At 64.1% G+C, this 20,213-nt stretch carries 17 protein-coding genes and 1 pseudogene; 11 read left to right on the plus strand and 7 right to left on the minus strand.

The genetic code is table 11. The features are described 5' to 3' along the window. Positions 1-33: 33 nt before the first annotated feature. Positions 34-1,374: a type I glutamate--ammonia ligase gene (gene glnA / locus C1A30_RS05785; RefSeq protein ID WP_101947250.1), complete on the minus strand. Its 1,341-nt coding sequence runs from the start codon at positions 1,372-1,374 to the stop codon at positions 34-36. 464 nt (positions 1,375-1,838) lie between these two features. Here glnA and C1A30_RS05790 point away from each other — a divergent pair, with 464 nt between their 5' ends. Further along, positions 1,839-3,395: a GMC family oxidoreductase gene (locus C1A30_RS05790; RefSeq protein ID WP_101947251.1), complete on the plus strand. Its 1,557-nt coding sequence runs from the start codon at positions 1,839-1,841 to the stop codon at positions 3,393-3,395. A 164-nt stretch (positions 3,396-3,559) separates the two neighbouring features. Then, positions 3,560-4,189: pseudogene (wrbA, locus tag C1A30_RS05795) on the plus strand (NAD(P)H:quinone oxidoreductase). On the opposite strand, the gene C1A30_RS05800 reads toward wrbA, so the two are convergent. Continuing rightward, positions 4,186-4,791 carry a TetR/AcrR family transcriptional regulator gene (locus C1A30_RS05800; protein WP_101947252.1) on the minus strand — a complete coding sequence of 202 codons (606 nt, stop codon included), beginning with the start codon at positions 4,789-4,791 and terminating at the stop codon, positions 4,186-4,188. The pseudogene wrbA and the gene C1A30_RS05800 sit on opposite strands and share 4 nt — an antisense overlap. Before the next feature lie 289 nt (positions 4,792-5,080). Here C1A30_RS05800 and C1A30_RS05805 point away from each other — a divergent pair, with 289 nt between their 5' ends. The 4 genes from C1A30_RS05805 to C1A30_RS05820 all read left to right on the plus strand — a co-directional run bounded on the left by C1A30_RS05805 (position 5,081) and on the right by C1A30_RS05820 (position 9,092). Next, positions 5,081-5,797, plus strand: a complete 717-nt coding sequence (locus tag C1A30_RS05805) for an SDR family oxidoreductase (RefSeq protein WP_101947253.1) — start codon at positions 5,081-5,083, stop codon at positions 5,795-5,797. Positions 5,798-5,842: 45 nt separating this feature from the next. Continuing rightward, positions 5,843-6,754: an alpha/beta hydrolase gene (locus C1A30_RS05810; RefSeq protein ID WP_101947254.1), complete on the plus strand. Its 912-nt coding sequence runs from the start codon at positions 5,843-5,845 to the stop codon at positions 6,752-6,754. Positions 6,755-7,053: 299 nt separating this feature from the next. Continuing rightward, entirely contained in the window at positions 7,054-7,740 is a 687-nt protein-coding gene (locus C1A30_RS05815) for a LuxR C-terminal-related transcriptional regulator (protein ID WP_369974096.1), read from the plus strand. A 77-nt stretch (positions 7,741-7,817) separates the two neighbouring features. After that, a complete protein-coding gene (locus C1A30_RS05820; protein ID WP_101947256.1) occupies positions 7,818-9,092 on the plus strand; it encodes an aspartate aminotransferase family protein in 1,275 nt (424 codons plus the stop codon). 85 nt (positions 9,093-9,177) lie between these two features. Here C1A30_RS05820 and C1A30_RS05825 read toward each other — a convergent pair whose 3' ends face one another. The 3 genes from C1A30_RS05825 to C1A30_RS05835 form a co-directional block, all read right to left on the minus strand. Further along, a complete protein-coding gene (locus C1A30_RS05825; protein ID WP_200828169.1) occupies positions 9,178-10,707 on the minus strand; it encodes an alpha/beta hydrolase in 1,530 nt (509 codons plus the stop codon). A 67-nt stretch (positions 10,708-10,774) separates the two neighbouring features. Further along, positions 10,775-12,283: an alpha/beta hydrolase gene (locus tag C1A30_RS05830; RefSeq protein ID WP_101947257.1), complete on the minus strand. Its 1,509-nt coding sequence runs from the start codon at positions 12,281-12,283 to the stop codon at positions 10,775-10,777. Positions 12,284-12,339: 56 nt separating this feature from the next. Next, positions 12,340-13,731, minus strand: coding sequence for a wax ester/triacylglycerol synthase family O-acyltransferase (locus tag C1A30_RS05835; RefSeq protein WP_101947258.1), 1,392 nt, complete (start codon positions 13,729-13,731; stop codon positions 12,340-12,342). Positions 13,732-13,888: 157 nt separating this feature from the next. Here C1A30_RS05835 and panB point away from each other — a divergent pair, with 157 nt between their 5' ends. Beyond that, the gene (gene panB / locus C1A30_RS05840) at positions 13,889-14,725 is read left to right on the plus strand and encodes a 3-methyl-2-oxobutanoate hydroxymethyltransferase (RefSeq protein ID WP_101947669.1); all 837 of its coding nucleotides are present in this window, start codon (positions 13,889-13,891) and stop codon (positions 14,723-14,725) included. Between the two features lie 78 nt (positions 14,726-14,803). Here the strand turns inward: panB and C1A30_RS05845 are convergent, their stop codons facing one another. Next, a complete protein-coding gene (locus tag C1A30_RS05845) occupies positions 14,804-15,583 on the minus strand; it encodes an enoyl-CoA hydratase/isomerase family protein (RefSeq protein ID WP_101947259.1) in 780 nt (259 codons plus the stop codon). Next, positions 15,580-16,248, minus strand: coding sequence for a TetR/AcrR family transcriptional regulator (locus tag C1A30_RS05850; RefSeq protein ID WP_101947260.1), 669 nt, complete (start codon positions 16,246-16,248; stop codon positions 15,580-15,582). Before C1A30_RS05850 ends, C1A30_RS05845 begins: the two co-directional genes overlap by 4 nt. A gap of 37 nt (positions 16,249-16,285) precedes the next feature. On the opposite strand from C1A30_RS05850, the gene C1A30_RS05855 reads away from it, so the two are divergent. The 4 genes from C1A30_RS05855 to C1A30_RS05870 all read left to right on the plus strand — a co-directional run bounded on the left by C1A30_RS05855 (position 16,286) and on the right by C1A30_RS05870 (position 20,181). Continuing rightward, on the plus strand, positions 16,286-16,690 hold the full coding sequence (locus C1A30_RS05855; RefSeq protein ID WP_142392553.1) for a hypothetical protein: 405 nt from the start codon (positions 16,286-16,288) through the stop codon (positions 16,688-16,690). Between the two features lie 118 nt (positions 16,691-16,808). Beyond that, on the plus strand, positions 16,809-17,561 hold the full coding sequence (locus C1A30_RS05860; protein WP_101947262.1) for a DUF1989 domain-containing protein: 753 nt from the start codon (positions 16,809-16,811) through the stop codon (positions 17,559-17,561). Next, positions 17,558-18,190 (plus strand): urea amidolyase associated protein UAAP2, encoded by a 633-nt coding sequence (locus C1A30_RS05865; protein ID WP_101947263.1) that lies wholly within the window; start codon positions 17,558-17,560, stop codon positions 18,188-18,190. Before C1A30_RS05860 ends, C1A30_RS05865 begins: the two co-directional genes overlap by 4 nt. Beyond that, on the plus strand, positions 18,187-20,181 hold the full coding sequence (locus tag C1A30_RS05870; protein WP_101947264.1) for a 5-oxoprolinase/urea amidolyase family protein: 1,995 nt from the start codon (positions 18,187-18,189) through the stop codon (positions 20,179-20,181). Before C1A30_RS05865 ends, C1A30_RS05870 begins: the two co-directional genes overlap by 4 nt. Positions 20,182-20,213: the final 32 nt, after the last annotated feature.

The raw sequence follows: 20,213 nt of genomic DNA on the forward strand, positions 1-20,213 counted from the left end.
CTTAGAAAATAGCGCAGCCGTTATTCCGTCCGTCTAGAGCGACAGATAGGTCTTCAGCTCGAACGGCGTCACGTGGCTGCGGTAGTTTTCCCACTCCGTGCGCTTGTTACGCAGGAAGTAGTCGAAGACGTGCTCCCCCAACGCTTCCGCGACCAGTTCGGAGTTCTCCATGTCGGTCAGCGCGACGCCGAGGCTGCCGGGCAGCTCCTTGTAGCCCATCGCACGGCGCTCCTCGGTGGTCAGGCTCCACACGTTGTCCTCGGCCTGCGGGCCGAGCACGTAGTTCTTCTCGATGCCGCGCAGACCCGCCGCCAGCAGCACGGCGAACGTCAGGTACGGGTTGCACGCCGAATCGGGGCTGCGCACCTCGACGCGTCGCGAGGACGCCTTGCGCGGGGTGTACATCGGCACCCGCACCAACGCCGAGCGGTTGGCGGCACCCCAGGACGCGGCCGTCGGCGCCTCGCCGCCGTGCACCAACCGCTTGTAGGAGTTCACCCACTGGTTGGTGACGGCGCTGATCTCCTGGGCATGCTCGAGAATGCCTGCGATGAACGACTTCGCGACGTCGGAAAGCTGCAGCGGGTCGTCGGGGCTGTGGAAGGCGTTGGTCTCGCCCTCGAACAGGCTCATGTGCGTGTGCATGGCCGAGCCGGGATGTTCGGCAAACGGCTTCGGCATGAACGATGCTCGCACCCCGTCGCCGATGGCGACCTCCTTGACCACGTACCGGAACGTCATCACGTTGTCGGCCATGGACAGCGCGTCGGCGTAGCGCAGGTCGATCTCCTGCTGCCCCGGCGCGCCCTCGTGGTGGCTGAACTCCACCGAGATGCCCATCTGCTCCAGCGCGTCGATGGCGTGCCTGCGGAAGTTCGGCGCCGCATCGTGCACCGCCTGGTCGAAGTAGCCGCCGTTGTCGGCGGGCACCGGCGGCGTGCCGTCCTCCTCGCCCGGCTTCAGCAGGAAGAACTCGATCTCCGGGTGCACGTAGCAGGAGAAGCCGAGGTCGCTGGCCTTGGACAGCTGACGACGCAGCACGTGCCGCGAGTCGGCCCACGACGGCGAACCGTCGGGCATCGTGATGTCGCAGAACATCCGCGCCGAATGGTGTTTGCCGGAACTGCTGGTCCACGGCAGCACCTGGAAGGTCGACGGATCGGGGCGGGCCACCATGTCGGCCTCGGACACCCGGGCGAAGCCCTCGATCGCCGAACCGTCGAAACCGATGCCTTCCTCGAAGGCGCCTTCGAGTTCGGCGGGCGCGATCGCAACAGACTTCAGGTATCCGAGCACGTCGGTGAACCACAACCGGACGAAGCGGATATCGCGTTCTTCCAGCGTGCGCAGCACGAATTCCTTCTGCCGGTCCATATCCGCAGCGTATGCACCGGCTGTTAATTCTGTGTTACACGAGCGCTGCTTTTGGCGTGCGGGTTGCGCCGCAGCGGACCGCCCGGGACTTTCGCTATTCGCGGCAGACCGAGGGTATCGAGTAGGCTCTGGGGTTTCTGGTGCATCAGGCGCGTCCCCGGCAGGCATGTCGGCCAGCACCGTGCGCTGGCGTGCTGATCACCCACCGCATCAGCCCCGGACCTGGTTGATACCGATCCCACCCGCGGCCCAACATCCAGCCCGGTCCGCTGGCGGCGGCCAGTCCACACGACCAGCTATGAGACCTGCCGATCCTCACGTTGAGTAACGTCCGTGATGTTACCCATGTCAACCATAACCAGTGGCCTGAGTGGTTTCTGTGGATGTGGTTCGCGATGAACTGTTTTGGTGGTGGGCGCGATTGAGTGGAATAGCGATCGCTATATCAAACTGAGGAGGGCGTTGTGGGCGGTGCGTTGGAGTCGCGGTACGACTTTGTTGTGTGTGGTGCCGGAACGTCGGGGTCGGTCGTGGCGCGTCGACTTGCCGAGAACCCGCAAGTGTCGGTATTGCTGGTGGAGGCTGGCGGTACTGATGAAGTTGACAGCGTGAGGCAGGCTGACCAGTGGACGCTGAATCTGGGCAGTGAACGTGACTGGGGGTTTGCGGCTGAGCCTGATGAGCGGATTCATGGTCGGGCGCTGCCGTTTTCGATGGGCAAGGGACTCGGTGGGGGTTCGAGTATCAATGCGATGATTTGGGCGCGCGGACACCGCAGGGACTGGGATCACTTCGCCGACGAGTCCGGGGAGACGTCCTGGAGATACGAGCGGGTGTTGGATCTCTACCGCACTATCGAGGACTGGCAGGGTAGTGGGGAATCGCCTCACCGCGGTCGGGGTGGACTTGTTTTCGTCGCGCCGGCTGCCGGTCCGCACCCGTTGGCCCCGACGGTGTTGGAGGCGGCCAAGGGGTTCGGGATTCCGACCTATCAGAGTCCGAACGGGCGGTTGATGGAGGAGAACCGTGGTGCTGCGGTCACGGACATGCGTATCCGCGACGGGCAACGTGTCTCGGTGTTCCGCAGCTATGTGGGCCCCTATCTGGACAAGCCCAATCTGACCGTGCTCACCCAGGCACTGGTCAAGCGGGTGATGTTCCAGGGCACCCGCGTGACCGGTGTTGAAATCGAACACGCCGGGGCGACACATCAGGTCGCTGCCAGCACCGAAGTCGTGCTGTCGCTGGGCGCTGTTCACACACCGAAGGTGCTGATGCAGTCCGGGATCGGTGACGTGACCGAACTGCGTCGCCTGGGCATCCCCGTGGTGCAGCATCTACCCGGAGTGGGCCAAAACTTCCAGGACCACTTTGGCTTTGACTGCGTATGGGAGCTGCCCGCGACCGTCCCCGGTAGCACACAAGTCCAAGCCGCCCTGTTCTGGGACTCCGGACTCAACACGGACATCGACGGACCCGACCTGTTCGCGTGCATGGGCCCATTCCCGAAAGCCACCGCCGAAAACGCCGCCAAATACGGCCTGCCGCAGAACGCATGGACATTGTGCGGCGCACCATCACACCCCAAAAGCCGCGGCCAGCTACGCCTCACCGGACCCCGCCCCACCGACCCCATCCAGATCCAGGCCAACGCGCTAGCCGAACCCGACGACCTCAAAACAGCCATCGCCTGCGTGGAGACACTGCGTGAAATCGGCAACAGCGCCGAACTACGTCCGTTCGTCACCCGAGAAGCCATGCCCACCAACACCTCAGGTGCCGAACTGGAAACCTACCTACGCAACGCCGTCACCACCTACTGGCACCAATCCGGCACCGCCAAAATGGGCCGCGACAACATGTCAGTGGTCGACGGCCACCTCAACGTCTACGGCACCACCGGTCTACGCATCGCCGACGCCTCCATCATGCCCCGCATCACGACCGCCAACACCATGGCACCCTGCGTCATCATCGGCGAACAAGCAGCCCACTTCACCAAGACCCAACACAAAACCTAAACACTCGCACGTGGCTGAGAACCGGCCCACCTATGAAAGCGCTGCGTGTTGATCAACGATTTCCTGATCAACTATCGCTACCCCAACGCTTTTCACGCAGTGATTGGTTGTCATAACAGTAGACACAGAGCGATCAGAGTCTTACCTTCTCGACATGGAGGACCGTGACCCCAGGACAGGCCACCAGGCTATCTGTCATTTACTACTCGGCTACCGGGCACGGAGCCGCGATGGCTCGCGAGGTCGCTGACGCCGGCGAAGCCGTCGGAGCTGAGGTGCGTCTGCGCCGCATCGCCGAACAAGCGGATCCTGCGGCCGTGGCAGCCGACCCGATATGGGCCGCCAATGTCTCTGCCGGCCAGCAGATTCCAATCGCGAGCCGAGAAGATGTGCTGTGGTCCGATGCCATCGTTTTCGGGACCCCGACTCGATACGGCAATCAGGCCTGGCAGTTCAGGGCGTTCATCGACTCCCTGACCCCGCTGTTCATCGAGGGCAGGCTTGCCAACAAGGCGTATTCTGCCTTCACGTCTGGCCGGACCCAGCACGGCGGCCAAGAATCAACGCTGTTGAACATTTACGTCACCTTGATGCACTTCGGTGGCATCCTTGTGCCGCCCGGATTCACCGAGGAATTGAAGTAGGCAGACGGTAACCCCTACGGTGTCAGTCATGTCACGGGCCTGGACAACAGCGCAGCAGTCTCTGAGGTGACGGTGGCAGCGTTGCATCATCTAGCCAAACGCGTAGTGTACGTTGCCAACTGCATCAAAGGACGACTGTCTCTCAGTTAGGCAACCGGTTTACGCTTCTCCGGTACCGAGACCAGCTGATTGGCTGTTTTCCGCACAGAGGCAATGACTTCCGACTGTGTGGCGCTGCTGGACATGGCGCGTGAGATCGTAATCGCCCCCACCATCAGCGAAACGATGCTCCATGCGCGCCGCAACCGATCAGCTCGAGGACCGTCGAGTGCATCTGCTATTCGCTCAGCCATCGCCACGATATTGCGCTCGTAGCCCTTCCGGGTGCGAGTACTTGCCCGAGCAACGTCCGCACTCAGCGCTGGCATAACGCAGCCGTTGGCTGGGTCTGCGACATGGTGGTCGCTGATGTAGTCCGCGATGAACTTCTTCACCAGTGACCGAAGTTCGGCTTTCGTAGTAGCGGATTCGCTCTCGGAGAGAAGCGGCTCACCGACGGCTGCGTCGACGATCGCCTTCAACATCTCTTCTTTATTCGCGAAGTTGGAATAAAAAGCCCCAGAGGTGACACCCGCTGCCGCGGCGAGCCCGTCCACCCCAATTCCGTTGAAACCGGCCACCTTCATCGAAGTCAAACCAGCCTCCAGTAGGGAGGCTCGCGCTTTTACCTTCTGATCCGGTGGATATCGCATTAACACCCCTTGTGACAGCGTTTTCAAAGGAATAGTACGAGTTTACCCCCATAACGTAACTACCGCTATCAATACATCGGCGTTGTGACAGCCGTCCGGAATCGTTCGGTTGCTGGCAGCGAGTGCGCCCGGGGTTGAATCACGACAGCAATGACATCCCGAATCAACTGCGCGCACTCTGCCGACGCGCGGCGGGTCGCTCGCATGCGCACTTGATACCTCGGGGGTATCGACATTGGCTTGAAAGGGTCTTGGACACACCCGTCCGGGGACCGCAAGGCTGGTAGCCATGAGCTTGCAGAATCAACGCGTCCTAATTGTCGGTGGAACGTCGGGCATTGGCCTGGCTGTGGCTGCGGCGGTCGCCGAGCGTGGCGCCACGCCCATCGTTGTGTCACGCGCGCAGTCGAGTGTTGCTCGCGCGCTGGCCCTCTTGCCCGCCGGCGCCCACGGTGCCACCGTCGATCTCACCGATATGGCGGCCGTCGAGCAGCTTGCCGAGGACATCGGGTCCGTCGATCACCTCGTCTATACCGCAGGCGAGCCGTTGGAAGCCGTACCTCTGACAGGCCTGACTCCAGCGGTGATCTCGAGCTTTTACCAAACCCGCTTCATCGGTGCATGCAGCACGGTGCGAGTGTTCGCACGGCGTCTGCCCGCGACCGGTTCGATCACCCTGACCAGCGGGTCGGCGAGCGAGCAACCTGAGTTCGGCGCCCTTCCTGTGAGCCTCTGCGGCGCGATGAACGCTTTGACTACCGCGCTGGCCGTCGAGCTTGCGCCAGTGCGGGTGAATGCAGTTGCCCCCGGCGTGGTGCGCTCCCCGCTGTGGAGGAATTTGGACGGCGCCGATCGTGAAGCGATGTTCTCCACGACGGCCGAACAGATCCCGCTCGGTCGTATCGGCGAGGTGGACGACGCGGCACAGGCGTACTTGTACTGCATCGAGCAGAAGTTCTCGACCGGTGCCGTGATCAAGATCGACGGCGGAAGCGTCCTGGTTTAACCCAGGCGGCAGTCAACGCGATTCGACGTCGGAAAGGTGTTGGACATGGTTCGTGAGGATGTGGTGTTTGACGCCGAAGGCGCATCGCTACACGCCTGGTTTTACCCGGCGAACGGTGCCGTTGACCGGAGTCCGTGTGTGGTCATGGCACACGGGTGGACGTCAACGAAGCGGATCTATCTCGACAAGTTCGCCGAGGTTTTCGCACGAGCTGGGTTGGCGGTGCTGGTCTTTGACAACCGTGGGTGGGGAGAATCAGGCACGGCACCCGGCAAACCGCGCCACGAAGTGGATCCGTGGGAGCAGATCCGTGATTATCAGCACGCTATCAGTGTCGCCCAGAACCGTGCCGAGGTGGATCCCGATCGAATTGGTGTGTGGGGAACGAGTTTTTCTGCTGCCCACGCCTTCGTTGTCGCCGCGATCGACCGACGCGTGAAGGCAGTGTGCGGCCAGGCGCCGTTCATCAGCGGCCGAGCGACCTACGCCAACCTCGCGCGGGTGAACAATCTGGTGGTTGGTCCGGACGTATTCACTATGGACCGGCGCGCCCGCGCCGCCGGCGAACCCGCAACGATGATCCCTGTGGTGGGCACAGACCCCTCTGTGCTTGTGGGTTTGCCAACTCCGGATTCCTATGAGTTCTTCACCCATGCGCGCGAAATGCTGGATCCGGACTGGCCTAACGAGGTGACGCTGCGTAGCCTGGACAACTTCTATGGCTATGAGCCAGCACGCTATCTGCCGGATATCACACCCACTCCCCTTCTGATGATCGTCGGGAGCGACGACGGGCTCACCGGTGGAAATCTGGCGACGGCGGCGTATGCAACAGCGGCCGAACCCAAGAAGCTCGTCTTGCTTGCCGGCGGACACTTTTCTGCATACACCGGTGAAGGCTTCACTGTGGCTTCCGAGGCTGCGCAAGATTGGTTCACGACGCATCTGTCGGTCTAGTCCAACGCATGGAGCTTCGGCGCTCAGCTCAGACGGTAGGAGCATCTCAGCCGAGATCTGGTTGACGATTGAGATAGCGCTCTTCCATACCGACCGCTATCTTAGGCGTCGCGCCTTGCGTCATGTTAGGAGAACGAGGTGGGTCCCATATGCCGTTGCGTGTTGCTTTTCATCGCCGAATCGGACCGACCGCTATCCCTACATGAAGTCCCAGCGCCCGGACGAGCCGTAAACATCAATCAACCGAAGGCGCGCCATCAGCGCACACACGGATCGCTGAATTGGATGCCGTAACGGTGGTGATCGCCGACGACAGCGTTCTGCTGCGCGAAGGGCTGGCGAGCCTGCTCGATCGACCCGGCTTCACTGTGGTCGGGCAGGCTGCCGACGGAACCGAACTGTTGACAATGGTCGAGGAGTTGCAACCCAATGCAGTGATTGTTGATATCCGAATGGCTCCGTCATATTCCACCGAGGGACTCGACGCTGCGCTCACCATCCGTGCAAAGTACCCTCAAACGGCGATCATGTTGCTCTCCGAGCAAGTTGACGTATCCGACGCGACGTCGCGACTGCTGAGCGAACCCTCTACTGGTTATCTTCTCAAGTCGGAGGTGTCTGATGTGCCGACTTTTCTCCATGCTCTCAAGATGATCACGCAGGGGTCGGTGGTAATCGATCGCACTCTGATCGGGATGTTGATGGCGGCGCGTCGGGTGAATGATCCGCTGGAGATGCTCAGTAGCCGCGAAAAGCAAGTTCTCGCACTAGTTGCCGAAGGCCTTTCCAACGCGGCGATTGCGCGGCGGCTGGAGGTCAACAATCGAACCATCGAGGTGTACATGAGACGAGTTTTTCGAAAACTGGGTCTCCGAACCTCTGATGACGACCACCGTAGGGTTCGCGCCATGCTCACGTATTTGCAGGCACGTAATCCAGTCAGCGGCCAACGTGCACAGCGGCTCTCGACCGAGCGACTGGGCTGATAATGCCCTGTGTTCCTAGTGACACTGCCCCGTAAAATCGGGGATGAATTATAGAATATCGCACGTTATATAACCGTATGGACTCTGACTACCTCTTTTCGACACCCGAACGCGCCACGCTAACTGCGGATGAACGCGGCGAGGACTTCTACGCCTACGTGGCTCAGACCTGGGAGCACGCCCAGGCGTTCCCGATCAAAGGCGCGACCCAGGTGCACCTCACCGACCAGTCCGACAACCGCTACCTCGACTTCACGTCGGGTATCAGTGTGATGAATCTGGGTTTGCGTCCGTCAAAGGTCATCACGGCCATCAAAGAACAACTCGACGTCTACACCCATACCATGATCTACGGCGAACACATGCATGACAGCCAAATCCGTTATGCGAAGGCGTTATCGCAGCGGTTTCCACCGGGTCCGAACGGTTCACCGCAGCAGGTCTTTTTCGTCAACTCGGGCACTGAAGCAATCGACCTTGCCCTCAAGATCTCGCGCAGGGTCAGCGGCAAAAAGCCGATGGTGGCACTCGAGAACGGCTTCCACGGCCGGGGATACGGCTCGATGGCGGTGTCGTGGCGCGACGAATACAAGAGTGGATTCTTCGTCGACGACTCGACGACTTTCCTCGATCCAAATGTCTCTCCTGGCCGGTGGGCTGACCCGCAAAACTGGGCGCAGTTCGGTGGATTTGTTCTCGAACTTGTACAAGGTGAAGCCGGCTGCATCCCGCTCGATGTCGAGTGGGTCCGCTCCGTCGTAGCCGCGGCCCAATCTGCGAACGTTCCTGTCATGATCGATGAGATCCAAACCGGATACGGCCGAACCGGCACATTCAGCGCGCAAGAACAGTACGGCATCCACCCCGACATCACCTGTCTGGGCAAGGCCGGAGGGGGCGGATTACCTTTCGGCGCCGTTGTTTCCAGCGTCGAGAACTTCCGTGCACTCCAAACGCCCCCGTTGTCGCACATCTCGACCTTCGGTGGTAACGCCGTGGTCATGGCTGCCGGTTGCGCCGTGATGGACTCGATGACCGACGAACTGTTCACCCATGTGCAACGCATGGGTGATCTGCTACGTAATCGTATCGGCGAACTCGCCGAGCGTTACCCCTCGATCATCAGCGGCGTCCGCGGCCGCGGACTGATGAACGGCCTACTGCTTGCCAACTCCGAGCTGAGCGCGCCCTTTCACCAGGCTTGTAAGCAGCGCGGCCTCATGCTGTTCTTCAAGCTCAACGCGGGGAACGTCTTGCGTATGTCGCCCGCGCTGATCATCTCTTCCGAACAGATCAACGAAGCGGTGACGATCATGGAACAGGCCTGTCAGGACCTCTCACGTCGCACATGATGAATGGCGGCGACAGGCCACCGCCGAATAGATCAACTGCTTCAACTGGCCAATCGCACTGTGCGAGTACATTTTTCCCGCCGTGCTAGCAGCGCAGACCGTCCGCAGGCACCGCGGCGTCGACGAGGTAGCTGACCACCGCGGTGTCGACGCACTGGTCGCCGTTGAACACGACGGTGTGCTGCGTGCCGTCGAAGGTGATCAGCGGGGCACCCATCTGGTGGGCGAGGTCGACGCCCGCCTGATACGGGGTTGCCGGGTCGTGCGTGGTGGACACGACGACCACCTTCCCGGACCCCGGCGCTGTGGCCGGGTGCGGCGTCGACGTCGGCGGCACCGGCCACATCGCGCACAGGTCGCGCGGGGCGAACCCGGTGAACGTGCCGTACTCCATGAACGGCGCAACCTCGCGGATCTGCCGGTCGGCGTCGGCCCACACCGCGGGATCGGTCGGGTACGGCGCGTCGACGCAGCGGATCGCGGCGAACGCGTCCTGAAGGTTCTTGTAGTGACCCGATTCGTCGCGATGCTGATAGTCGTCGGCCAACAGCAGCAGGTCGCCGGCGTCGGTGCCACGCTGCAGGCCCAGCAGCCCGCTGGTCAGATACGGCCAGTAGCGCCGGGTGTAGAGCGCGTTGACGGTGCCGGTCATCGCGTCCTGATAACTCAGGCCGCGCGGGTCCGACGTCCACCCGGGCCTGGTCACCAACGGGTCCACCAGTTCGTGGAAGCGGTCGACGAACTTCGCCGGGTCGGTGCCGAGCGGGCAACCGGTCGACTGTGCGCAGTCGGTCGCGTAGTCGTTGAAAGCTGTTTGGAAACCTGCCATTTGGCGGATGCTGTTGGCGATGGGGTCGAGGCTCGGGTCGACGGCGCCGTCGAGCACCATCGCCCGGATCCGGTCAGGGTATTGCTCGGCGTACGTCGCACCGAGATCGGTGCCGTACGAGAACCCGAGGTAGTTGATCTGGTTCTCGCCGAGCGCGGCGCGCACCACGTCCATATCGCGTGCCGACGACGCGGTCCCGATGTTGGCCAGGAAATCCGCGCCCATCCGCGCGAGGCAGTTGTCGGCGAGTTGGGCGTACAGCGCTTCGATCTGGGCCACGCCCTGCGGGCTGTAGTCCGCCATCGGCTCACGCCGCCACGCGTCGAATTCTTCGTCGGTGCGGCAACGCAATTCCGGTGTGGAATGCCCGACACCGCGGGGGTCGATGCCGACCAGATCGAAGCGCCGCATGATGTCCGTGTCGGCCAGCGACGCACCCATGCCCGCGACGGTGTCGACCGCCGACGCGCCGGGTCCGCCGGGGTTGACCACCAGCACGCCGATCCGGTCGCCGGACGCCGGAATCCGGATCACCGCCAATTGTGCCTGTGCGCCTTCGGGTTTCGCGTAGTCGACAGGCACCGACACCGTGCCGCACTGCGCGGTCGGGATGGCAGAGACGTCGCCGACGAAACCGCCGCAGCTTCCCCACAGCGGCGGTTGGCCGTACCGCTGGACGGACTCGCCCTCCGGTGACGCCCATGCAGCGGGGCACGCGATCGCCGAAGCCAGGAAGATCGCGAGCAGCATCGAACTCAGCCTGCCCACCCGCCACATGGCCAACATGTTCGCACGGCGGACGGGCGCGGGTCTGCGCCTGGAATACAACGGTGACCTTGCTGTTATCGGGCGGCTAGCAGCGCGTGTTCGGCGGCGGCACGACAACGTCGACCAGATAACGCGCCGCGATGTCGTCGACGCAGTTGTTGCCCTGGAACACCACGGTGTGCTGGGTGCCGTCGAACGTGAGCAGGGTGCCGCCGAGTTGATGGGCCAGATCCACCCCGGCCTGATACGGGGTGGCCGGATCGTTGGTCGTCGACACCACCAGGATCGGCGGCAGGCCACTCACCTTGATCTCGTGTTGGTCACCGGTCGCCGGAATCGGCCAGAACGCGCAAGCGTCAAGGGGCGCAAGGCCGGTGAACTGGCCGTAGCTCATGAACGGTGCCGCCTCGCGGGTACGACGGTCCTCGTCGACCACCTTGGCGCGGTCGGTGATGTGCGGTTTGTCCATGCAGTTGACCGCAACCCGCACATCGGTCGAGTTGTTGTAGTGGCCCTGCGGGTCGCGACCCATGTACAGGTCGGCCATGGCGAGCATGGTGTCGCCCTCACCGTCCTTCAATTCGGACAGCGCCTGGGTGAGATGACGCCACAGGTTCGGCGAGTACAGCGGCAGGATGGTCCCGACGATTGCGTCGCTGTAGCTGAGCCCGCGCGGATCCCTGGTCTTGGCGGGATGCTGGACCAGCGGCTCGACGAGACTCTTGTACACGTCGACCGCCTTGCTCGGATCGGTGCCAAGCGGGCAGTCCGGACTGTTGGCGCAGTCGGCGGCGTAGTTGTCGAACGCCTTCTGGAACGCCGCGGCCTGACGGATCTCCTCCTCGATCTGATCGGCATTGGGATCGACGGCGCCGTCGAGGATCATCGCGCGGACCTTGTCCGGGTACGCCTCGGCGTACAGCGCCCCGATGCGGGTGCCATAGGAGTAGCCCAGGTACGTCAGCTTGTCGTCGCCGAGCGCGACGCGGATCGCTTCCAGATCCTTGGCCACGTTGGCCGTTCCGAGATTGGCGAGGAACTCGGTGCCCATCTTGTCCACGCACCGCTGGACGAAGGCCTTGTTCTCCTTCTCGATGTGGTCGACGCCCGCCTGGGTGTACTCGACGATCGGGTCGGCGCGCAGTCGGTCGTTGTCGGCATCGGAGTTGCACCACGCCGCGGGGGTTGAGTTGGCGACGCCGCGCGGGTCGAAGCCGACGAGATCGAAGCGCTGACGCACCGAGTCCGGCAGCGTCGACGCCATCGTCGCGGCGGCCTCGACGCCGGATTCGCCGGGACCGCCGGGATTGATCACCAGCGAACCGATCTTCTGACCGGTCGCTTTGAACCGGATCATCGCGATCTGGGCGACGTCGCCGTCGGGCTTGGCGTAGTCGACGGGCACCGACAGCATGCCGCATTCGGCGCCTGCGGGGATGCGGGCGGTCTCCGAGGCAGCGGCCTTACACGGGCCCCACTGGATCGGGGTGCCGGGCCTGGGAGCCGCGATGACGGCGCGCCCGTCGACCATGTTGCTGCACCCGCCGAGCAACAGGGCAGCGATGGTCGCGAGGACCCCGATCTTGAGGTTCATGGCTCAACATGCTGCCATGACAACCTATAGACGCTGGAAAGGGCCGGTTTTCGTGGCTATCTCGTGGCGTCCAGTAACTCGGCCAGCGCCACTTCGAAGTTGTCGGCCATATCCCACAGGTCCGGCAGCAACTCGGGGCAGGAGACGATCCCGACGTCGAGCTTGCCGGTCAGCGACATCACGGTGATGTTCAGGCCCGACCCGTGGAAGATCGGGCCGAGCGGATACATGGCCTTGACTTCACTGCCGAGGAAGTACAGCGGCACCTGCGGACCCGGCACGTTCGAGATGACCAGGTTGTGCACCGGGCGTGCCTCGGTGAGCCGACTGCTGGCGTAGACGCGCATCGCGATACCGAACACGGCGGGCGCGGCGAACTGCGTCCAATCTTGCAGCAGGGTCGCGCCGATCGCCGAACTGTGTTGTTTGGCAACGGAATTCGCTTCAGCGATGGACTTCAGCCGCTCGGCCGGGTCCTCGATGTGGGTTTCCAGTTTGGAGAACATCCCCGACACCTGGTTGCGGCCGGGCCGGTCGGATTTCTCGTGCACCGATACCGGAACCATCGCGACCAACGAATTGTCGGGCAGTTCGCCGCGGTCGGCGAGGAACTTGCGCAGCACCCCGGACACCAACGCCATCACGACGTCGTTGACCTTGACGCCGAAGTGGTTCTTCACCGTCTTGATGTCTTCGAGGTCGAGTTGGGCGAACGCGACGTTGCGGTGGCCGGTGAGGTTGGCGTTGAACGCGGTCTTGGGCGCGGCGAACGGGGCGGCCATGGTCAGCCCGCTGCGGGCCCGTTTCACGGTGTCCACCACCGACGACACCGTCGTTGGCACGACGTTCACCAGGCGCAACGGCCTGGTGACGAACTTGACGGCGCCGCTGACCGCGATCTCGAGGCTCGACGCATCGCCGACGCCGTCGACCGGGTCGGGGGCCGGCGCGTCGGGTTCGGTGCTGCACAACTGCGACATCAGGTTGGCGCCGGTGACGCCGTCGACGCCCGCATGGTGCACCTTGGTCATCACCGCGAGCCGACCGCCTGCGTGCGCGTCGGTGCCCGCGATGTTCTCGATCACCCACGTCTCCCACAGCGGCCTGCTGCGGTCCAACGGCAGCGACGCGATGTGACCGCAGATCTCGGCCAGCTCATGTCGGCCGCCCGGCGCAGGCAGGCCGATGCGGTGCAGGTGCCGGTCGACGTCAAAGTCCTTGTCGTCCACCCACACCGGATGGTCCGGGTTGAACCGGCTGTCAGCGAGCTTCTCCCGGAATTGTGGCATCGCCTTGATGCGCAGATTCAGTGCGTCGCGCACGCGGTCGAAGGTGTATCCCCCCGGCATGGTGGACGTGTCCAACTCCAGGATCGAGCACACGTGCAAGGGCTGTTTGGCGGTTTCGAGGTACAGGAAACTAGCGTCGAGTCCGCTGAGCCGTTGCATGCGCCGAGCTTATGCGTGGCCGCGGTCACTGTGAGGAAATCCACTTAACGTGGCTTTTAACTTTCCGGCACGCGGGTGGCAGACTTGTAGGCGTCAGACGAACCCGGGGACCCACAGGGCCACGAGGATCGACCCGACGAACCTACGAGGGACAATGATGTCTGAGCAGACGGTTTACGGTGCTGCCGATTCCGCACGGCGTACCAAGGTGCGCACCCATCACCTGTCGAAGTGGAAGTCAGAAGGCCACAAGTGGGCCATGCTGACCGCTTACGACTACTCCACCGCCCGCGTCTTCGACGAAGCCGAGATCCCGGTGCTGCTCGTCGGTGACTCCGCCGCCAATGTGGTCTACGGCTACGACACCACCGTGCCGGTGACCATCGATGAACTCATTCCGCTGGTGCGCGGCGTGGTGCGGGGCGCTCCGCACGCGCTGGTGGTCGCGGATCTGCCGTTCGGCAGCTACGAGGCCGGCCCGCAGCAAGCGCTGGCCACCGCCACGCGGTTCCTGAAAGAGACCGGCGCGCATGCGGTCAAGCTGGAAGGCGGCGAACGGGTTGCCGACCAGATCGCGACGCTGACGCAGGCCGGTATCCCTGTGGTGGCGCACATCGGGTTCACCCCGCAGAGCGTGAACGGGCTCGGCGGATTCCGGGTGCAGGGCCGCGGCGATGCCGCCGAGCAGACCATCCACGACGCGATCGCGGTGCAGGAAGCCGGCGCGATCGCCGTCGTGCTGGAGATGGTGCCCGCCGAACTGGCCACCCAGATCACCGGCAAGCTGACCATCCCGACCGTCGGTATCGGCGCAGGACCCAACTGCGATGCGCAGGTGCTGGTTTGGCAGGACATGGCGGGCATGACCAGCGGCAAGACGGCCAAGTTCGTGAAGCGCTTCGCTGACGTCGGCGGCGAATTGCGAAGTGCCGCAGTGCAATACGCCGCCGAGGTGGCCAGCGGAGCGTTCCCCGCCGAGGAGCACTCCTTCTAGTTCTTCTTGCGCGAGACTACGGTTTCTGACGAAAATCGCCGGAGAAAATCCGTCAGAAACCGTAGTGTCGGCGACTAGTTATTGAAACTGCGCCTTGCGCTTGGCGAGGAACGCGTCGATGCCCTCTCGGCCGTCGTCGGAATCCGCCAGCAGCGCGATCAGGCGGCCTTCCAGTTCCATCTGCTCCTCGAGCCCGTTGGCGAACGTCGAGAGCATCAGGAACTTCACGCCGCCGTTGGATTTGCTTGCGGTGGCGGCCATTTGCTCGGCCAACTGGTCGGTGCGCGCAGCCAGTTCAGCGTCGGGAACCACCTCGGTGACCAGTCCCCACTGCGACGCCTCCGGTGCGCTCAGCGTGCGGTTCGTCAGCATCAACTCTTTGGTCCGCGTGATGCCGATGAGTCGGGGCAGGTAGTACGACGAACTGCCGTCGGGGCTCAGGCCCGCGCGGGTGTAGGCCATGGTGAACGACGCGGACTCGGCGGCCAGCACCAGGTCTGCTGTGACCGCGAGCGAGAAACCTGCGCCCGCGGCGACGCCGTTGACCGAGGCGATCACCACCGCGTCCATCCTGGCGAACGTGGAGATCGCGCGGTGCAGGTCGTCTGCGACACCCTTGATGAACGGCCCGCGCGTCTCGGCGGCCGCGAATGACTTCAGATCGCCTCCGGCACAGAAGAATCGGCCCTCGCCGGTGAGCACCACGACCTTGGTGGCAGCGTTGTCACACCGCTTGGCGGCATCCGCTAGTTCGCGAGTCATGGTGTCGTTCATGCCGTTTGCGGCGTCGGGCCGATTCAGCGTGATCCGTGCGATGGGTCCGGTCTGCTCGAAAGCGATGGTCTGGTATTCGGTCACACCTGGACTGTATCGGCAAACCCCAAGCGCGCCGCCGTCAGCTTGCGCAGTTCGCGGAAGTCACCGGCGAACCCGAGCGTCCGCAGGGCGCCCTCGGCGATCACCCATGGCTGTTCCGGCGGGCAGTCGGCGTCGTCGGAGCGCCGGTTGATCACCGATTCGACCAGTCGAAACGGCAGGTCCCCGGCCTCGGCAGGGCCGTCGCACTCGGTGATGACCTCAGCGGACAGGCTGCGGTAGCGGCCGCGCAGTTCGGCGCGGCGCGCCCGGAACTGTTCGAACCGGTCTCGGCGAAGTTCAGGCAGCAGGTACAGCGCGCCGAGATTCCATCGACTGGCGCACAGTTGAGTGACGTCGAAGACCACCAGCGCGTGCAGACGCTGCGCGGCGGGCCCTTGCTCGCGAAGAAGGTCGCCGGCCAGTCGCAGGGGCTCGTCGATCGTGCCGGTGAGTAGCGCGTCGAGAATGTCGTCCTTGGTGGCGAAGTGGTGGTACAGCGATGCCTGGCGGACGCCGACGGCGTCGGCGATGCGGCGGGTCGAGGTGCTGGCGTAACCGAGGTCGGTGAACAGTTCGGCCGCGGCGTCCAGGATTTCCTCGCGGGCGCTGTTGCCTGGCCGGCGGGACTGCTCGAGCCTCGGGCGGCCGCGGCCATCGGTACGCATGGCGTCATTGTGGCGCATCGCGGTTCATACTCACTTCGTGAGCGAGGATTACGGCACGGCCAAATGGGTCGCCCGCGAAGATGCTCACGCCCGATTGGCCCTGCACACCGCGAAACTCGTGGTGACCTTTTCCCTTCCGGTCGCGGCTGGATTCGTTTCCGCCGCAATGGCGGAGAACGACAAGGGGCGCTGGTCTGAGACAGCAGCGCTTCTGATGCTCGCGGCAGCGCTGTTCACGATCCGGGTCATTGTGAAGCGTACGTCGTCGTTGAAACTCCAGGACGTCACCAACCAACCGCAAGAAGTCGTCCAGGCCGCCATGAAGGAGCTGGTCGAAGCCGACACGAAGACGGCCAAGTCGGCGCACCGGTTGATGGTGTGGCAAGTATTTCTGGCCCTCGCCTCCAGCTTCGCAGCTGCGATGGCCTTGTTTCTCGGCTGAGACCAATACCTGTCACGCGACAGAAATACAGTCAACGCACTCGTAACAACCGCGATACGCGCGCGGAATGGCTGCGCTGAAAACTTTCAACTGACAGTTATTCGGACAGGAGCCGACCTTGAGTACCGACTCGACGACCGGAGCGCGCGATCACGCCCGGTCTCAGGTGCGCACCGCCACAATGCGGGTACCCGCCACGCCGCCCGACGTCGACCCGTCGCATCTGCTGTGGGCTGAGGCCATTCCGCCCGGCTCGTACGCGACCAGAGTGCTTGGCCGCGGCACCAGGTTGCGGTTGGTGGATCCCGACGGCGGCGCCTGCGCTCATCTGCTGCTGTTTCGCTCCGACGCGTCGTGGGAGCGACTCAACGTGGCCGACACCGTCAAGGTGCCGTGGCAGGCCTACCTCGGCGCGGGTCATCCACTGTTGTCCGACCAGGGCCGGGTGCTGGCGACCATGGTCGCGGACACCTCCGGTCGGCACGACACGTTGTGCGGGATGACCGCGGCCGGACAGGCCAAAATGCTGCTGGCCGCCATCAAGCACGGCCTCGATATCCGCGACGTCGCGCCGTCGGTGTCGTTCTTCAAGGGTGTCCGCGTCGGCGACGACGGCGCACTGGGTTTCAAAGGTTCGGCGGGTCCCGGCGCGGCAGTCGATCTGCTGATCCACCTGCCGGTGGTGGTCGCGCTGGTCAACACCGCTCACCCGCTTGACCCCGAACCGGCGCTCACCGATCTGGACGTGTTGGCGTGGCGCGCAGGCGAACAACTCGGCACCCCCGTCAACGACGATCCCGAATATCTACGTGCCTTGTTCAACACCGAAAGCACCTGGGCCGCAGCACAAACCAGCGAGGTTACGAAATGACCACCACAGAACGGATCGTCGTCGCCGACGACGTCGTCGGCGCCTGCGCGCCATGGTCGGCGATCGTGCGGGCAGGCCAGACATTGCAGATCATCGACCTGGAAGGCAATCAGGCGGTCGACACGCTGCTGTACGGCGTGTCGGGTGAGCAAGTGGACCGCGCGCTCCGTTACAGCGCGCAGGCGACCATCGCCGCGCAGCGCAGCATCTTCTTGACCACCGGTTCGGTGCTGCGGGCGACGAACGGCACGCCGTTGATGACGATCGTCGCCGACGACGTCGGCAACCACGACACGATCGGCGGCGCGTGCTCCAAGGAGTCCAACACGCTGCGCTACGGACACCACACCGTGCACCAACACGCGTGTGTCGAAAACTTCTTGGCCGAGGGCGCCAAATGGGATCTCGGCAAACGCGACATCGTGTCGAACATCAACTTCTTCATGAATGTGCCGGTCGAGTCCGACGGCACGCTCGGCATCGTCGACGGACTGTCCGCGCCGGGCAAGTCGCTGACATTGTGCGCGGACCGCGACACGCTGGTGCTGGTGTCGAACTGCCCGCAGATCAACAACCCGTGCAACGGATTCAACCCGACTCCGGTCCGGATGGTGATCTCGGCACAATGACTGGCATCGAGGTGGTGCGGCCCGGATTGCTGACCACCGTCCAGGACTGGCCCGGTCGCATCGGGTACTGGCATGTCGGCGTTCCGCCGTCCGGTCCGATGGACGACCTGTCGTTTCGGATCGGAAACCGGGTGCTTGGCAACCCGCAGGGCGCAGCGGGTTTGGAGTGCACGAGAAGTGGTCCGGCCCTTAGGTTTCCGGAGGGCGGCCGGGTATGCGTGACCGGTGCGCCCGTGGCCGTGACGCTGGACGGGGTGGCCGTGCCGCAGTGGCAGTCGATCACGGTGCCCGCGGGTGCGGTGCTCGACGTCGCGACGTTGACGGGCCCTGGCATGCGCTGCTACGTCCTGATCGCCGGGGGCCTGCAGGAGGCTGAATTCCTCGGCAGCACAGCCACGTTCACGCTCGGCACGTTCGGCGGGCATTGCGGCAGGCCGCTGCGGGAAGGCGACGTGTTGACCGCAGGCGCCGACCGGGCGCCACTCGGCGACCGTCCCGCCAGAGCCGCCATCGACGAGCAACCGAGCATCGGTAACCGCTGGGAGATCGCGGTGACCGAAGGCCCGCACGCCGCACCCGAATTCTTCACCCGCGCCGATATCGACACGCTGCTGAACACCGACTATTCGGTGCATTTCAACTCCGATCGCACCGGCGTCCGACTGGAGGGCCCGAAGCCGCAGTGGGCGCGCAACGACGGCGGCGAGGCGGGTTTGCATCCGTCGAACATCCACGACAACGCCTACTGCGTAGGCAGTTTGGACTTCACCGGCGACACCCCGATCCTGCTCGGACCGGACGGCCCGAGTCTCGGCGGGTTCGTCTGCCCGGTCACCGTGGTCAGCGGCGACCGGTGGAAGCTGGGGCAGATGGCGCCGGGTGACGCGGTGCGGTTCGTCGCGGTGCGCGCGGACCGGGCGCCGTCGCTGCGCACGATCGACGCCGACCGGCGCGCGTCGTTCCCTGCTGTGATCTCGACATCCAGCGACGCCGACAACGGCGTGCTCGGCCGCTACTCCGCGTCAGACGGCACCGACGTGACGCTGCGCCGCACCGGCGACGGCGGAGTGCTGGTGGAGTACGGGCCGATGATGCTCGACCTCGCAATGCGGGCCAGGGTGCATGTGCTCTACGAGCACCTCCTCGGCCAGGCCGTCCCCGGTATCACGGAACTCACCCCGGGCGTGCGTTCACTGCAGGTGCAGTTCGACCCCGCAGTGCTGTCGATCACTGAAATCGCAGCTCTGCTACAGGGTTTCGACGCCGACCTGCCGCCGTCCGATCAACTAATCGTGCCAAGCCGCTCCGTGCGCCTGCCGCTGTCGTGGGATGACCCGGCCACGCATGAGGCCATCCAGCGCTACATGCACGGCGTGCGGGCCGATGCGCCGTGGTGCCCGTGGAACATCGAATTCATTCGTCGCATCAACGGTCTCGACGACGTCGCGCAGGTGCACGACATCGTGTTCGACGCCGAGTACCTGGTGCTCGGACTCGGCGATGTGTACCTCGGCGCGCCGGTCGCCACTCCCCTGGATCCGCGGCACCGGCTTGTCACCACGAAGTACAACCCGGCGCGCACCTGGACGCCGGAGAATGCCGTCGGCATCGGCGGCGCGTATCTGTGCATCTACGGCATGGAGGGTCCCGGCGGTTATCAGTTCGTCGGCCGCACCACTCAGGTGTGGAATCACCGCCACCCCGGCGATGCGCGCGCGTTCGAACCCGGAACACCATGGCTGCTCCGGTATTTCGACCGCATCAGCTTCTACCCGGTGAGCGCCGACGAGTTGCTGCACCTGCGCGCCGAGATGGCCGCCGGGCGGGGCGACGTCGCGATCGACGACGGCAAGTTCTCACTCGCCGACTACCGGGGCTTCCTCACCGACAACGACGACAGCATCGCCGCGTTCCGCCAGCAGCAAGCGGTCGCGTTCGCCGAGGAGCGACGGGCCTGGGATGCGGCCGGGGAGTTTCGCCGGGCGTCCTGAGGTTCGCCGTGCATGTATGGCACGCTGTGAGC

Source organism: Mycobacterium sp. 3519A (assembly GCF_900240945.1).
Taxonomy (GTDB): Bacteria; Actinomycetota; Actinomycetes; order Mycobacteriales; family Mycobacteriaceae; genus Mycobacterium.